The organism is Amycolatopsis alkalitolerans (genome assembly GCF_006152065.1).
Classification (GTDB): Bacteria; Actinomycetota; Actinomycetes; order Mycobacteriales; family Pseudonocardiaceae; genus Amycolatopsis_E; species Amycolatopsis_E alkalitolerans.
In genome coordinates, this window is record NZ_VDFW01000028.1 from 76989 (window position 1) to 92985 (window position 15997).

At 62.9% G+C, this 15997-nt stretch carries 15 protein-coding genes and 1 pseudogene; 4 read left to right on the top strand and 12 right to left on the bottom strand.

Annotation, left to right across the window (positions count from 1 at the left end):
* Positions 1-708 precede the first annotated feature (708 nt).
* From istB to FG385_RS26180, 11 genes are all read right to left on the bottom strand, one after another.
* Positions 709-1491, bottom strand: a complete 783-nt coding sequence (gene istB / locus FG385_RS26140) for an IS21-like element helper ATPase IstB (protein WP_139099450.1) — start codon at positions 1489-1491, stop codon at positions 709-711.
* A gap of 33 nt (positions 1492-1524) precedes the next feature.
* Complete coding sequence (gene istA, locus FG385_RS26145; protein WP_139099451.1) at positions 1525-2880, bottom strand: IS21 family transposase; 1356 nt, start codon at positions 2878-2880, stop codon at positions 1525-1527.
* A gap of 128 nt (positions 2881-3008) precedes the next feature.
* Positions 3009-3131, bottom strand: coding sequence for a hypothetical protein (locus FG385_RS35350; protein ID WP_268815944.1), 123 nt, complete (start codon positions 3129-3131; stop codon positions 3009-3011).
* Positions 3132-3532: 401 nt separating this feature from the next.
* Complete coding sequence (locus FG385_RS26150) at positions 3533-3985, bottom strand: S-ribosylhomocysteine lyase (protein WP_200834657.1); 453 nt, start codon at positions 3983-3985, stop codon at positions 3533-3535.
* A gap of 53 nt (positions 3986-4038) precedes the next feature.
* A complete protein-coding gene (locus FG385_RS26155) occupies positions 4039-5265 on the bottom strand; it encodes a sedoheptulose 7-phosphate cyclase (protein ID WP_235022796.1) in 1227 nt (408 codons plus the stop codon).
* Between the two features lie 415 nt (positions 5266-5680).
* The gene (locus tag FG385_RS26160) at positions 5681-5923 is read right to left on the bottom strand and encodes an IclR family transcriptional regulator domain-containing protein (protein ID WP_139099453.1); all 243 of its coding nucleotides are present in this window, start codon (positions 5921-5923) and stop codon (positions 5681-5683) included.
* Positions 5924-6001: 78 nt separating this feature from the next.
* The gene (locus FG385_RS34055; RefSeq protein ID WP_160148885.1) at positions 6002-6310 is read right to left on the bottom strand and encodes a hypothetical protein; all 309 of its coding nucleotides are present in this window, start codon (positions 6308-6310) and stop codon (positions 6002-6004) included.
* A gap of 97 nt (positions 6311-6407) precedes the next feature.
* Positions 6408-6641 (bottom strand): hypothetical protein, encoded by a 234-nt coding sequence (locus FG385_RS34060; protein ID WP_160148886.1) that lies wholly within the window; start codon positions 6639-6641, stop codon positions 6408-6410.
* A gap of 330 nt (positions 6642-6971) precedes the next feature.
* Entirely contained in the window at positions 6972-7421 is a 450-nt protein-coding gene (locus FG385_RS26170) for a hypothetical protein (RefSeq protein WP_139099455.1), read from the bottom strand.
* Between the two features lie 207 nt (positions 7422-7628).
* The gene (locus FG385_RS26175; RefSeq protein WP_139099456.1) at positions 7629-8048 is read right to left on the bottom strand and encodes a thiamine pyrophosphate-binding protein; all 420 of its coding nucleotides are present in this window, start codon (positions 8046-8048) and stop codon (positions 7629-7631) included.
* A 10-nt stretch (positions 8049-8058) separates the two neighbouring features.
* Positions 8059-8868, bottom strand: coding sequence for an IclR family transcriptional regulator (locus FG385_RS26180; RefSeq protein ID WP_268815945.1), 810 nt, complete (start codon positions 8866-8868; stop codon positions 8059-8061).
* Positions 8869-9131: 263 nt separating this feature from the next.
* Between FG385_RS26180 and FG385_RS26185 the strand changes: the two genes are divergently transcribed.
* Both FG385_RS26185 and FG385_RS26190 read left to right on the top strand, forming a co-directional pair.
* Positions 9132-9953 carry an IclR family transcriptional regulator gene (locus FG385_RS26185; protein ID WP_139099458.1) on the top strand — a complete coding sequence of 274 codons (822 nt, stop codon included), beginning with the start codon at positions 9132-9134 and terminating at the stop codon, positions 9951-9953.
* 33 nt (positions 9954-9986) lie between these two features.
* Positions 9987-12266 (top strand): arylsulfatase, encoded by a 2280-nt coding sequence (locus tag FG385_RS26190; protein WP_235022798.1) that lies wholly within the window; start codon positions 9987-9989, stop codon positions 12264-12266.
* 24 nt (positions 12267-12290) lie between these two features.
* Here the strand turns inward: FG385_RS26190 and FG385_RS26195 are convergent.
* A pseudogene (locus tag FG385_RS26195) lies at positions 12291-12682 on the bottom strand (IS701 family transposase); the annotation flags it as partial.
* Between the two features lie 683 nt (positions 12683-13365).
* Between FG385_RS26195 and FG385_RS26200 the strand changes: the two are divergent.
* Positions 13366-14373 (top strand): sulfotransferase family protein, encoded by a 1008-nt coding sequence (locus FG385_RS26200; protein WP_235022801.1) that lies wholly within the window; start codon positions 13366-13368, stop codon positions 14371-14373.
* A 106-nt stretch (positions 14374-14479) separates the two neighbouring features.
* Positions 14480-15844 carry an IS701 family transposase gene (locus tag FG385_RS26205; protein ID WP_200834658.1) on the top strand — a complete coding sequence of 455 codons (1365 nt, stop codon included), beginning with the start codon at positions 14480-14482 and terminating at the stop codon, positions 15842-15844.
* The last annotated feature ends 153 nt before the right edge of the window (positions 15845-15997 follow it).

The window sequence follows — 15997 nt, forward strand, 5'->3', positions numbered from 1 at the left end:
TTTCAGGTGAGTCGGCCGTGCTCCAAACGTTTGACTACGAGCGCGGCTTTGGCGAATTTGCCGATCTTGCGCGGGCTGGTCGTGATGTGGCGTAGCGCGCGCTAGCGGCCGCTCAGCACGGCGAATCCGCGCTCGCCGAGACAGCGCAGGCGCTGAGCAGTGCGTTGTAAGTGCGGTTGTCGGCGTCGAGGACCTGGTCACCGGCCGGTTGTTGGACCGGTGTGAACACGCCGATTCCGTTGCCCTCATAGCCTCCGTCGGCCAACGCGGGCAGGTCGAGACGGGAATGGGCCCTGACGGCGCTCTCTGAAAGTCCCCGGGGGCGCTCAGGGAAACTCCCCAGTTGGGGGTGTGCAGCATAGCTTGGGTTAGCGGTGGAGTGGGATCACTCCGTCGGGTGCGGCGATGGGCATCTGTGGCCGGGCGGCTTCGGGTGTGGTGAGCAGGGCGACGATGGTGATCGGGCGGCCGCAGTGTGGGCAGTCGCGTTGCGCTGCGGGCTGGGGCAGTTGTGCGGCCAGCGCTGGTCGTGCCGCTGCCGATGGTGCCGGGTTGGCGGTGTGTCCGGCCGTGGCGCGTTCCTGCTCGCGGCGGTGGCCTGCGGTGTTCTTGCAGCGCAGGGAGCAGTAGATCCGGTTGTTGGCCTGCCGCCCGCTGGCGGTGAAGCTGTGCCAGCAGATTGGGCAGGTTTTCGGGGTCGCGTTGGTGTTAGGAGACATGTGCGTACGCCGCCTTGCGCAGAGTGTCTGATGTGGACTGGTGGGAGCGGAGTCGGTAGGAGGGGCCGCCGATCCCGACGACGGTCGCGCGGTGCAGCAACCGGTCCAGCATCGCGGCGGTGGCGTCGCCGAAAGCTGTTGCCCAGTCAGCGATCCCGACGTTCGTGGTCAGGATCGTGCTTGATTTGAGGTAGCGTTGGTTGATCACCTGGAACAGCGCGGACGCGCCGTCGCCGGGCAGTGGCAGGTAGCCGAGCTCGTCGATCACGAGCAGTTTCGGGCCGGCGAAGAACCGCATACAGGTGGACCATCGGCCCTCGACCGCGTCTTTGTGGCAGCGGGCGGCGAGGTCGGCGGCGGTGGTGAAGTAGACCCGGTTGCCGGCTTCGACCGCGCCCCGGGCGAGCGCGGTGGCGAGCATGGTCTTGCCGACTCCGGGTGGGCCGACGAACAACACGTTCGACGCGTCATCCAAGAAGCGGAGGGTGGCCAGATCGCGGATCAGTTTCTCGTCAACGCCGGGCTGCGCGGCGAAGTTGAAGTCGCCCAGGGTCCAGGGATCCGGGAGGCAGGCGAACCGCAACCTGCCGGCGAGACGGCGTTCCTCGGTGGCGTTGACCCCGATCTCCAGCAGCCGCTCCAGCGCGGCGGTCAGGGACAGGTTCTCCGCGCGGGCGGCGTCTAGGATGCGCGGGAGCGCGTCGGCCGCGTTGTCGAGTTTGAGGTAGGAGAAGTGCGCCCGCAGTTGTTGGTAGCGGCGTGCTTCGCTCATCTGGGGCGCCGATTTGTTGGCAGACAACAGGTTTCAGTCCTTCCGGGACTCATCAGTGGGTGCCCTGTCCAGTCGGGCGGCGGTGGCCGCGTAGGCGGACAGGTCGATCACGACGTGGGCTGCTGGCCCCGCCGTGGACAGGCCGCGCAGTCGTGCCGCTTCGGCCAGCGCCGTCGCCGAGGGCGGTCGGCGGGTCTTGTGGGTGCAGGGCCGGTCGGTGCTGAACGCGCCCAGCACGGCCCGCTCCAGCGCCGCGACGTGCCCGTCGTCGCGGACCACCCGGCCCGCACCATCGGGTGCGCGGTGGTGGATCGCGACCGTGGCGCCGCCGGTGGTGACGATGCGCAGCGTGTCCGCGCCAAGCCGGTGCCGGACCTGCACCTGCGCCTGATCCAGACCCGGCGGAACGGAATAGTGGTTGCCACGAAAGGAAACCAGTGCCTGCGCGGTCACCACCCGAGTCACGTCGAACTCGGCCGGGAACACCACCCGCGGTGGTGGCCGTAACTGCTCGGCCTCGGCCAGGGCGCCGACCGTGGTCCGCTGGTCGTTGTGGACACGGCGGCGGCCATCGAGCTTGACCGCGAGCCGGTCCAGCCCGGCCTGGGCCTGTGCGATGGTGGTGTCGTCGGCCAGGGTGCGCCACCAGCGTTGCGCCGCGGAGTGGTTGGCCTTCTCGACCACGCCCTTGCGGTTGCCGCGCCGTGGCGGGCAGAGCACCGAGCGGACCCCGTAGTGCTTGGCGACCTGCGCGAACGTCTCGCTGATCCGCCCCGTGGACGGGGAGCAGACGGTCGACATCCGGTCGAACCGCCAGACCTGGGTGACCCCGCCCAGCTTGCGCACCACGATGTCGAGGGCCTCAATCAGGTGCGGGAAGTCCTCCGCGTCGGCCAAGACCCCGCGCCACCGGCTCGAGTGCGCCAGCGCGCTGACCAGCAGGTGCGCCTGCCGCCCCGCGCCCCAGGTCGCTGGTGGGTCGGGCAGCTCGAGCCAGTCGAACTGGGTTTCCTCGCCCGGCGGGTGCTCGATGATCGCCACGTCACGGCCGCGGGCGACCTGACAGGGTTCGCAGTGCGGGCGCAGCTCATAGCGGCGCAGCGCCCGCGTGAACGTCGAATAGCCGCCCCGATACCCGAGCTCGGCGATCTCATCCAGCAGCGTCGAGGCCCACAGATGTGGATCGTCCGCGAGCCGGGCACGGCAGTAAGCGACAAACGGCTCGAACGGGTCCGGACCCGCCGGCTTGCGCCGGCCCGGCTCCCGCTCCCCGGACAAATAGCTGCGGATCGTCTTGCGATCACGCCCGCGATGCCGGGCGATCGCCGAGATCGACCAGCCCTGATCGCGCAGCGCCTGCGCCTCCACGTCTTCCTCCAGCGAGAGCATCCACCCTCCAGCCACGGTTCGCGGTGACCAACACCGCGAACCGTCGCCCGAAGGCCGTTGACCAGCGCAAACGACGCGCCGACAAGACACCCCAACTGGGGAATCTCAGAGAGCACAAGTGGGGAAAATCAGAGAGCGCCAACAGCCCAGCACAAGGCACCCAGAACATGGGCGCTGGCCGCGGTGATGTCGTGGACGGAGCCGAGTTCGGCCTCGGAAAGCCACAGCGGGAAGCTGTCGGGTTCCATCATGGCTTGGATGTCACTGCCGGGTTCGCGGCACTTGCCGAAGTACCAGGCGTCGATCTGCTCGCTTTGACGCTGACGGTCTGCTCGCCCAGCCGGTCGGTGGAGAATAGTTTCCCGTGCACAACCAGGTGCGTCACGCCGGCCTGCTGTAGGCGCCGTGCAGGTCCGGTGCGTGCGCGGGCGGCACCATGATCCGTTCGTCGAGGTAGCGGTCGCCGGTCGCTCGGGAGATGCCATGATCGCGGGCCAGTGTGGCACGTCGAGGTTCTTCCGGAACCAGCGCAACCCGGACACCGCCCCGTGGAAGCGGTCAACGCGGCAGCGAACATGTCGCCCAACGATGCTGCTTCGAACGACACGGCGGAAACCTCGAGCCCAGTCGCCCCAGGGGGTTGTAGTCCCTTCTACAGTTCCAGGGCATCCGGGCCCGGATCCGCCCAATCCGCCCTGCGGTCCAGCAGCCACGACGCGATGTTCTGGGCTCCTTCGAGCGAATGGTTGGCAGCCCAGCCGCACTGAACGACGTTCGCGTGGGGCACATCGGTGGCGCGAAGCATCGAACCAAGAACGTCGGCCAACAGCTTCGACATGTCGTCGAACTTCTCGATTGTCGAGGCGATGTAGAAGCCGGTACGGCACCCCATGGGGGCCACGGTGATCACGTCCGGTTCCGCGGCGCACATGTAGTCGCCCAGGAAATGCTCCATCGAGTGCATCACTTGGTCGGTGATGCTCGACACGTTCGGCTGCGCGATCCGGAGATGCCACACGTATATATCGCCATTTGCCGAGGTCTTGCGGCGGTCGGTCAATCGGAGGTACGGCGGGGACATGGACCGGTGATCGAGGTCTGCCATGACTTACTTCTCCAATCGTCAATGACATTCGACATGCGCCGGGCGAAACCGTGTCACGCGAGGCATTGTCCGCCCAGTGAACGCATCTGCTCGACTGCTTCCGCTATTTCGTCGTGGCTGATGTCGTTCGCGAAGGTAACCCCGCCGATACCTCGAGGAAGTGGGACCAACTGCTTGCCATCACGGTGTCGAATCGAGTCCTCGAGGCCTGCCGCCAGCGTGTCGGAGTCATCGAGCAGAGGATCCCAGGTTGGCAATTCCAGCGACTTCGCGACGGCGACGATTCTCTCGCATTCCTCGCCGGTCACGAGGCCACGGCGACAAGCCATCAGAACGCTGAGCACCATGTCCAATGCGACCGCCTCGCCATGCATGAGCCACGCTCGGCGTCGCCAGGGCAGACGTGCGCGAGACAGTTCCAGTGCTCGCATCTCGATCTTCGGCGACCAGGTGTGACCGAAGTACGTCGCTCGCGCGAGCTGGTCTTCCCACAGGTTCTCGTGTAGCTCGCTGAGCATGCCCGCCATCGCGGCTTCGAGGATCGCTACGGCGGTCTTGTCGCCGGGTTCGGTCTCGCCCTGGAACTTCTCATTCAGCACAGTGGCGCCGCGCTTCTCCAATAGCTCGAACAGACGACTGTCGCAGACGATGCCCAGTTTCAGGATCTCCGACAGCCCGTCCGCCAGCCGGCGACGATCCTGGGTGCCGAGGAATCGCCTGTCCGCGATGATGAGGCGTGCGGGACGGTAGGTGCCCAGCCTGTTCTTGTATCCGTTGTAGTCGCTGGCGACCTTGGCTCCGACACTCGCGTCGACGAGGGCGACGAGCGTGGTGCCGTAAACGATGCGTTCGATGCCACGGCGATAGATACTCGCGGCCATCCCACCAACGTCGTTCAGCACGCCGCCGCCGAACACGATGAGCGGCTCGCTTCGGCGGGCCACGCCGAAGGAGTCCAGCTCCCTGCAGATCCGGAAGACGGTACGCATCGTCTTCGTCGCCTCGCCGCCGGGCAGAACAAGCGGTCGGTACTCGACGCCGTGACGGTTCAGGAAGTCATAGATCTTGTCGCCGTAGATCTGCTCGACTTCTCGGTCGATGACAACGAGCCTGCGCGGCGACTGCTTCCGGGCCCTTCCTAGCACGTCGAGCGTTGGATCGCCGTCATCGGGAATTTCGAATGTCTGGTCCAGCACGTTTTCGATTGGCCGTACCTCGTACTCCACCACCTGTTCTGCTGCCACGGACCACCCGCCGCTCGAAGCCAACGTCAATGCCACCGCATGCACCTCCCTGCACCAGTTCGTGCGGTGCCTTTTCCGTGCCCTTGCGGTTCGCATTGACGGCCTTCGTCAGCGCGTGGCCGACGACTGGAGGAGTGCATTTTGCACAGTGAGGTGCGCGATGACCACGTTCTCACGGCCCCGTCCCTCCCGCCTTCGGTGACACACAGGACACGAGCCTGGTGAACCTTGGCCGGACGTGCCGAGTTGCCCGCTGTCGACGTCTCCTCGCCGCAACCGCTCTCATGACCGCCGCTGCTAGTCATGCGATGGACGATGACATGCGACGACGCGCGGAATTAGGCGGCGAGTTCCGGTACGTTTCGCGGCGAAGGATAACGTGAGAAGTCGCGAAGTCTACGCACGTAGTCGGATTCCGACCGACCAACCTCTGTGCCGCGAGTCGCCACCGCTACGCGGCGACCGTCCACGTCGTCTTCTCGGTCGTCGACCGCGTATCCAGTTGCCGTACGCGCGACAACTCGCGCAGGTAGCCGTCGACCGTCGTAATGGTATTGGGCGAAGTCCGGACCATGCCTTCCTGCTCGAGAATCTGCCGGACCTGTTCCTCGGGCACGTGTGCGGCGGCGATCTTAGCCTCGACGGCCGAGTGTATCGGCTCTCGGTCACCGGATGCCGCGCGAGACGGACGCATCGCCGGCTCTCGCTGGTTGGTTCGCTGGAGCGTCGTCGCGGATCTTGGATCTGCTCAGCGAGCTCGAACCAGATCTGGTCAGCTGCCGCGTTTCAGGAACGGCTGGTTGGCGTTGAGAAGATCGATGATGCAGTCCGCAGCCTCGATGGCCCCAGTCTCCTCGGGCAGGAACGGGTCTTCGTTTTCGATGCTGACCACGTCGTCGCAGCCGACCTCGCGCAACGAACCGAGAAAGGAACTCCGGAACGCAGCCGAGTGTCCGTGGCCGATGGTGCGCAAGTTCCAGGCGCGGCTCTGTGGGTCGGTGAAGGGCCGCGGGTCGAGGACGCCGGCGATTGCCAGCTCGCGATCGCGCGTCTCGACGTCCTTGAGGTGAGCGTGGTACACGGCCGGTCCCAGCGCTCGGACCACGCTCGGCGGGCCCATCTGCTGCCAGAACAGGTGACTGGGACCGACATTGGCGCCGATCGTGGGTCGAACCGCCTCACGAAAGCGAAGCAGCGTCGGGACGTTTGTAAGCCAACTTGAGGGGAATGAGTTCGAGGGCGATTCGCGTGACGCCGTGTTGCCGTGCGAATTCGGAAAGCTCGCCCCAGAGGTCGATCGCTTGGTCCCATTGTGCATCGAGCACCGCATACCCATCCGGATGCCACGGGTAGCTGATCCAGTTGACGGTCTGTGTTCCCGCCGAGTCGCCAGGACACCCTGACATCGTCACGATCTTATGGACTTCCAGTTCGGCCGCCAGGCGAATGCTCGCCCGGACAGGGTCGGCGCGCTTGTCGCCTTATTTGGGGTGCATGAGCCAGGCGGAACAGTTGATAGCCGACAGCCGCAGCCCCCACGAGCCGATCTTGCGCGAGTACCTTGAACGGGGCACCAAGTCCTCGAGGAGCTCGTGAACACGCATGTGCGGCGCGCTGGAGTGGCCACCTGCGCCAAGCTCGACTGACTGTGCACCAACGCGCACGGCCAGATCCAGTACATCATCGAAGCTCAGGCTGGCTACCGAGTCCCTGTAAAGGCTAAGTTCCACAGCAAAGTGCTCCTATCTCGTCGCAGCGCTGTAGAGGGCACCCCGGTGGATCGACGACCGGGCGGGCAGCGCGAGTTCCGGATGGGCCAACCAGGTGGGCAGGTGGCTCCCGGCGCCGATGTTGCCGCACCCGACGACGCCGATGCGCAGCGGACGAGTGATCATCGTGTCTCCTGGACGTTTAGATTGAACCGTCGACGTGGCTGGTTCGGGCCGGCGCGCCCTGACGACCTTCTGCCGGATGTAGAACGTCATCCCCTCCGCCCGCGTGCCGGCGACGCCCAAGCTCAAAGGATCGTTGTAGTCAAGCGTTCTCTTGCCCGCACGTGTCTCCGCGACGGGAACACCGGTACGTTCAGCAAACGCACGCAGCGCCTCCGCGGCCTCGCTGTAGCGCACCCAGCCGCCGGCAAAGATCAACGGGCGCGGGCTGTCGCGGATCCATGCGGCGGCGCGATCCAGCTGGCGGAGCTCCGCGCGGCGCCGACGAACCGACTACACCCGGGGAGTGAACATCTCCTCGGGTGTAGTCGAAGGCGTAGGTCTGAATGTCTTGGGGCAACGCGAGGAAAGACCGCCCCGGTGTCGGCCGGCGATGTCAGCGTGCGCATGGCGTCAGGACGGCTGCGATGACCTGTTTCGGCCGGGTGATGCGGTCCCAGTAGCGCGTCACCGGGCGGAACGCGCGTTGGCCGTGACGTCGCCTGCGTGCTCGCACCCCACCTGCTGCAACACAGGGTCGTGGACGCGCTCGGCGAAGCTGTCACCGCACAGGAGCAGCACCGGAATCCAGTTCACGGTCGCGGTGGCTACTGCGGTGACCACGTTCGTTGCCCCGGGCTCGATCGACGTCGGGCAGCCGAACGCTTGCCGGCGGTACTTGAGCTTGGCGAACGCCACCGCAGCATCCACCATCGCCTGCTCGTTCCGGCCGAGGTAGTAGGGAAACGCTGGACCGGCCTCCTGCGACGCGTCGGAGACGCCACCGATGTTGCCGTGGCCGAATAGGCCCAACATCCCAGCGAAGAAGCGGTCCTCTGCGCTGTACTTAGCCGGATACTCAACGTCGTCGTCCTTTCTCCGGAACAACACAGGCCCCTTAGCCGACGTCGTCGCGTGGACCCGGCTCCCTGCCGGGCAAGCGATGGTGTTCACCGAGCTTCAATGACAGGCTTTTCGCCGTCGACATCACCGTTTCGGCGAGACGCTCGAGTTCGTCCTCAGCCATCCGCACGACCGGGCCGTCAATGCCGATACAGCCGATCGGCTCTCCGCCGATGCCGTTCGAAACGGGGGCGGAGATACAACGCACCCCTGGGTGGTTCTCCTCGTCGTCCAATGCGTAGCCACGTTCGGCGATCTCGGCAAGGTGCAACTGCAGAATGCGAGGGTTGATGATGGTCCGGGTCGTCCGCGCGGGCAATCTTGGAGGGATCGTCGCAAGCCCGACGGCGAGCAAGCATTTACCCGCCGACGTGCAGTGCAACGGCACCCGGCGCCCCTTGCCCGCAACGACACGCAGTGCGTGCCCAGTCTCGACGTCGTCGATGACCAGCGCCCACCCACCGGCCGCGACCGCGGCATGCGCGCCCTCACCCGTCTCCTCGACCAGGTTTACGAGGAACGGACGGGCGAAGTCGGTCAACCGCCGCTGCTCCATGCTCAGTTCCGAGTGAACCTGCGCCGCGGGCCCGAGCCGAAAACCCCGACGCGCTCCACCGTTCGGAACCGCATATCCGGCGGCCACCAGCGTCTGCAGCACTCGCGACGCGCTGCTCTTGTGAATATCGAGTTCGAGCGCGACATGCTGGACCGACACGCCCACGGCACGTCGGATCGGGTCGGACTCGACCTCGATTAGCAGGTCGAGGACCCTCAATCCTCGTTCCAGCGTACCTAGTCCAGCCACAATGAAGCAGCATAGAGCGCAACTTCAAGACTCACAAGGTTGCCAATAATGCATCGACCCTGTTCCCACTCGTTATGTGCAACGTACACCATCAACTTGTCGCCAACCGCGTCACAATGTAGTCTTCATCTTCAGCTACTGAAATAACGATGTCAAAAGTCTGATGCCGCTAGCCCACCCAGGTGCGAAAGGTGACGGCCAAGGACGTCAGGCACCAAAGGGGGAGGACGCGCGTAACGCCGGATTCTGAGAGGTGTTGCAAAATGAGCGGTAACTCCCGCGAGGCCGGCCGAACAACATCGAGCCGGGTACTCGCACTCCTCGGTGCGTTCTCCACCGCACGGTCACAGATGTGTCTCAGCGATTTGGCTCGGCGCAGCGGCCTGCCCATCACCACTGCCCACCGGCTCATCAATGACCTCGTCGACTGGGGTGCCCTGGAGCGCCTGGCTGATGGCCGCTATGCAGTGGGGCTGCGTTTGTGGGAAATCGGCTGCCTCGCCCCGCGGCAACGCGACCTGCGAACGCTGGCCCTGCCGACGATGCAGGACCTCTACGTGACGACACGCGAGAACATCGTGCTCGCTACCCGCGACGACGACCAGTTCCTGTACCTGGAGAAGATCTCCGGCGCCCATTCGGCTCGCACAGGAACCGAGGTCGGCGGGCGGGTGCCTCTGCACGCCACCAGCGTCGGCAAGATATTCCTCGCCTTCTCGGAGCAGGATCTGCTATGTGCGGTGGTCGACCGCGGACTGACCAGATTCACGCGCCACACCATTGTCATGCCCGGCCGACTTGGCCAAGCACTGTGCCACGTCCGACAGACACAAGTAGCCTGCGCGTACGAAGAGCTCGCTATGGGCATCTCGTCCGTCGCCGCGCCAATATTCGCGCCAAGCGGCGAACTTCAAGCAGCGTTGTCGATCGAGCTCCGCTCATCCGCCGACGTCCAGCGCCTCATTCCTGCGGTACGGACGGCAGCGCTAGGGCTCACCCAACGCCTATCCGACCTGCCACCAAGAGACCGAGGAGCGTCGAGAACCGGCGTTCCCATCGAACTGGTGCACCAAGCGGTCGCCTAATTACGTCGGACGATACTTCGATCGGATCACATCATGGCGAACAAACACGGTGGCCTGTCTTCGTCACACGTCGACACCGGACATATTGGTCGAACTCTGAAAGATTCCGTTCCGGCACCTAGCCAAATGCTGCGGCCCAGGGATGGCGCACCCAACATTGTCATGATTGTGCTCGACGATCTCGGGTTCGCTCAACTAAGCTGCTATGGCTCGGACATCGCCACACCAAACATTGACAGTCTCGCGACGCAAGGTCTTCGGTACAACAATTTCCATGTCACCGCGATGTGCTCACCGACCCGGGCCGCTCTTCTGACAGGCCGCAATCACCACGCGGTCGGCATGGGAACGGTGACACATCTTCCCGTTGAATTCCCGGGACATACCTGCCAGATCCCCAAATCTGCCGCAACCCTGCCTCGAATACTTCGTGATGCCGGCTACAACACTCTGGCCGTCGGAAAATGGCACCTCACTCCTGCATCCGAAATATCCCCTACTGGCCCATTCGACCGGTGGCCACTCGGCATGGGGTTCGAGCACTACTACGGCTTTCTCTCGGGCCACACCAATCAATGGACACCTGACCTGGTGCAAGACAACTCGTTTATCGAGCAGCCGTACTCCCCCTACCACGGCTACCATCTCACCGAAGACCTGGCTTCGCAGGCAATTCGACTTGTCCAGGACCAGACGCAAACGTCACCCTCCAGGCCCTTCTTCCTCTACTTCGCCCCTGGCGCCATGCATACACCGCACCAAGTCCCCAATGGGTGGAGAAGGCCATACCTGAACCAGTTCAACGAAGGATGGGATGCCTGGCGGCATCGTACCTTCCTCAGACAACAGAAGTCGGGCATTGTTCCACCTAACGCCATCCTGACAGATAGACCAGCATGGGTACAGCGTTGGGACGAGCTTTCGTCGAAGGAACGCCATCTCTATGCCCTGATGATGGCCAACTATGCGGGGTTTCTGACACATACCGATGCCCAGATAGGCCGTCTACTTGATTTCCTATCAGAAATAGAGGTAGTCGACAACACAATAGTCATATTCCTCTCGGACAATGGCGCGAGTGGGGAAGGCGGCCCCAACGGTTGGTTTAACAAGATGGGCGATGACACCGTTGACTATGACGACAGTGTTGATTTCATGTTGGCTCACGCCGAGACCCTAGGCGGCTTCCATGGATACCATCACTATCCGTGGGGTTGGGCATGGGCTGGCAACACCCCGTTTCGCCTGTGGAAGCTCTACTCGTGGCTCGGCGGAGTGCGAGTTCCCCTGGTAGTGCGATGGCCTACCGGCATCCCTGTCGAGCACTCCAGCGAAGTGCGCACACAGTTTTGCCACGCGGTCGACCTCATGCCGACGATTCTGGATTCAGCTGGTGTCGATCCGCCACCGATGATCGATGGGGTGTCCCAGCAGCCCTTCGACGGCAAGAGTATTCAGCGAACCTTCCACGATGCCGACTGTCCTAGCCTGCGCCGGACGCAGTATTTTGAGGTGGAAGGCTCCCGTGCCATCTACCATGAAGGGTGGAAAGCGACAACCGACCATGTCGTTACGACTTGGAAGACTGACAGAGAAAGGATCGACGGTAGCCATGACTTCGATACCGATCAATGGTCACTGTATTGTCTCGATGACGACTTCTCAGAAAGTCGCGACGTTTCGGGGGTCCACCCTGCGCGACTGCGTCAAATGATCGAGCTTTGGTGGTCCGAAGCCGACCGCAATGACGCGTTGCCGCTGATAGATGGCACGAAAGAACGAATGACATTGCGGGAAACGCCACCACCTGTTGTGCAGCGCCGGTACACCTATGTCCCGAAAGACGGTCTCGTCGTCACACCTCCGCCGTGTCCTGCGGGGTTTGTTATCAGTGCGCATATACAGGTCCCCGAGAATCAGACCATTAACGGTGTGATCTGCGCACAAGGCGATTGGAACAGCGGATGGAGCTGCTACGCCCACGGCGGCACACTGCTCACAGCAATCGCCATGGCAGGAACCTCCTATCGCCTCACCACAGCAGAAAGGCTAGATAGTGGAGATCACAAGATCAGACTTGAATACTTGATCGATCCAGATGACCAATACTCGTTTAGATGCTCCCTAGACGGACTTGAGATTGGTCAGATAGAAATTCCATCTGCGATGAAAACCTTAGCACAAAATGGCTTTCGAGCAAGGTTATCAATAGGGAAGGACCGCGGGTTCCCCGTCCGTGAAGACTACCGACCGCCGTTCATCTTCACCGGGCGCATTAACAGCGTTCACTTCAAATCCCAGTTACTACCCTAGTACTCCAACCGTAGATCGTGATCGTCACGGTTCCGTGAGTGATTGTCGCTGGTAGTGGGCTTGTTGGGCACGGTATTGGTGGCGCCTGCGCGCCAGTAGGAGCAGCGCAGAACGTGCAGGATGTCTGCGGCGGGGGTGACCACGAGTGCGTTGTGGAGGTGGCGAATTTCGTTGAGTGTCAATGGAATCAGCCCGGCCGGAGCGGGTCTGGCACGGGCAGTGACCGTGACGGTTGCGAGGAAGGCATGAGCCAGCAGCACCAGAGTTGTCCAGCGGTACCAGGACGTCCACGTGCGACACTGGTGTTCATCCAGCCCGGTCTGGCCTTTGCCGGTCTGAAAGGATTCCTCGACTGTCCACCGGCGGCCGGCCACCCGCACCAACGCCGTCAGCGGCACTCGTGTGGGTGCGTAGCAGCAGACATCCTTCCAGCAGGACGGGCGTCCTGCTAACTCAGTGTCCACTCGCTGGGGGGAACCTCACACATCCTCGTCAACCGACCTCCAATCGACGTGACCACTCACTACGTGCGACATCACGTCGCACGCCTGCCCTCAGCTCCTGCCAGGCCGCTGCGACGACCCGACGGTGGCGGTCTCTCACCTCCACTCAAACCACAGCGCCTCACGGCGCACGAAACCCGCATTGAACGCGTTCGCGAACACGTTCGGTGACCGCTGGCCGAGCGCCCAGAAGTACTAACCGCCAACGCCGAAAACACCGATCTTGCTACAGACCCATTCTTAGATCAGTTCGCAGATCGGATGAATAAGTTCGAGTCTAGGATTGCTTGCCTTCGTCACTAAGCGATAGCATCGCAGGTTGACTGCCCTCGATAGGAGTAACGTCAATGGCGGCTGTCCCACGACTTATTCGTATCTCAGACCTGCGGCATCCGATACCAACCGAGGCACATCGACGTGAACTCAAATACGCCGAGAGTCATCCAGTCGACCTGAGCGTGGACTCGGTTCTGTCAGCGGCACTAAGCCGCACCGGTCTCGACGACTTCGGACCAGACGACTTCGTGCCGAGGCTCCAGGCGTGGCTTGAAAACGTCGAAAACGACCCCGGCCGAACAGCACTAGGCCGCAGCATCATGTTTCAGCGCTGCGTGCAGTACGCAAGCAACCGACTCCGACTGCAAGAATTGCTAAGCCGCTACCCTGAAATCCTCGACGTGCACGTCCAACGGCCGATAATAGTCGTCGGACCACCTCGCTCAGGTACCACTCAGCTTGTGAACCTTCTCGCGGCGCACTCGGAACTGCGATCGCTACGCTATTGGGAGCGAGACGAACCAGCTCCGGTATCAAGCGAAACAGGTCCTGGGGCAACCGACCTGCGTCGAGCACGGACAGCTAAGAGACACGAACGTATTCGTTCACTTCTTCCCCACCTTCCCGCGATGCAACCATGGGACCCTGATGACGTATACGAGGAATTTTGGCTACAAGACTCAGACTTTGCCAGTTGCGTGTGGGCGTGGACAGCCGACGTCCGACCATGGCCTGGTCATCAAGTCGGACAATACCATAGACCACATTACGATTACATGAAGACGGTGCTGAAGGCATTACAGTGGCAGCGTGGCCCACAACGTTGGGTTCTCAAGTCGCCAGAACACGCTGAAAATATCGGCCCGTTGATTTCCACCTTTCCTGACGCGACCATAGTCATGTGTCATCGTAATCCTGTCTCGGTGGTTCAATCGTTCGCGACATTCAGCGCCTATCGTGCACGAGTTGACTATCACGACATCGACATCGATTCCGTGATGACCTACTGCATCGACCGTATTAGACATTTGCTACATACCAGCGTCAGGGACCGTAATCTGATCCCACAGGATCGCCTGATTGATGTTCCTTTCCTCGATTTTATGAGGAGCCAGATCCGGACCGCATTGCGGATTTGCACCGCAGCCGAGTTAAAAGTCAGCGACAAACAGCGTCACCGACTCGAAAGATACGTCGCAGACCGCCCTCGCGGTAGACACGGCCAGATTTCCTATAATCTCCGTGCCGACTTCGGGGTCAATCCAGCCTTGCTCCATGATCAGTTCTTATTCTACCGCGAAAACTTTCCACTGATGACTCAAACTTAGCTTTCTTGATCTCTAGTAGGGCAGCCGCACTTGGTGGTCTTGGCTGGTGGGGGGTGTTGGCCGACCCTGTTGATCATGCGGGCAGCCGCCTCAAGATCATCAGATTGTGAGTCAAGAAAACAGTGAGGCGGCTGCGGCTGCCATGGTAGAGGGTGAGCTGGCGGTGTCGAATCTGGCTGTGTTGCAGGGGCGGCTGCGGTCGTGCTTTGCGCGGCGGGAACCGTTTGCGCAGGCGGGGAAGTATGTGGCCGAGCTGATGAGCGACGTGCCGCGCAAGAATGGGTGGAGTTTGGCTGAGCACGCCGGGGATGCGGCGCCGGATCGGATGCAGCGGCTGCTCAACCACGCCGTGTGGGACCACGACGCGACGCAGCGCGTGGTTCGTGGTTTCGTGGTCGAGCAGTTGCGCGATCAGCCGCTGGTGGTGGCGGCGCTGGACGAGTCCGGGCAGGAGAAGTCCGGTGAGGCCACGGCCGGAGCGCAGCGGCAATACATGGGGTGCGCGGGTCGAATCGCCAACGGGGTGAACACGGTCTATTGCGCCTATGCCACCCCCGGTGGACACGCTCTGGTCGGTGCTCGGATCTATGTGCCTCACGATCAGCTTGATGACCCCGAACGTCGCGCCGTGCTGGGGATCGACGGCGGGCTGGAGTTCCGGACCAAACCCCAGCTGGCGCACGACATTCTCGCCGACATGGTGACCGACGGGTCGATGCCGCCCTGGGCTGCGGGTGACGAGGTCTACGGCCGTGCAAGCGAACTGCGCGAGTTCTTGGAAGATAACGAGATCGGCTACGTGATGCGAGTCGGATGCGCCTTCCACGCCGAGGTGGCACCCGGAATCAAGCTCCGCGCCGACGAGCTGGTGGCCCGGCACACCGTGCCGGAATCCTGGCAGATCTGCTCGGTGACCGGGTTCAAGGGCGAACGTCGCTACGGCTGGGCGTGGATCTCTACCACCAGCCCCCGCCATTTCCTGCTGGTCCGCAAACATCTCCAGACTGGGGAGTTGGCCTACCACTACTGCTACATCCCGCCCACGCGGCCGATCCAGATGATGACACTGGTCCGGGTGGCGTGCCTGCGCTGGCCCGTGGAGGAGGATTTCGAGTTCGGCAAGGACCATTTCGGACTCGACCATTCCCAGGTCCGGCTCTATACCGCGCTGTTGCGGCACATCGTGCTCACCATGGCCGCTCTCGCGGTCTGCGCCGTCACCGCCGCCCAGGCAAAAACCCGGACACCGGCGCCGATCCTGCCCACCACACCGGACGAGCAGCCACCGGAAGATCTCGGCCTGATCGCCCTGACCGTCGCCGAGATCAAACGCCTATTCATGCTGGCCACCAGGCGACTCCTGCCCGAAACCCACCACCTGCACTGGGTCTGGTGGCGCCGACGCCACCAGACCCGCGCCCGCTGGTACCACCACCGCACCCGACTCCGCCGACAACTGGACACACCATGACAAGATCAAAGTTCGGCTGCCCTACTAACTAGTCTGGATCTGACGGCGGACTTCGGCACGAAACACTGGACCAAACCTGAGGTTCCCCCAAGATCGTGGAGGCATGGACTATGAGGATGATGTGTTATGCCCGAGAAGAGGCGGCGGTTCGAC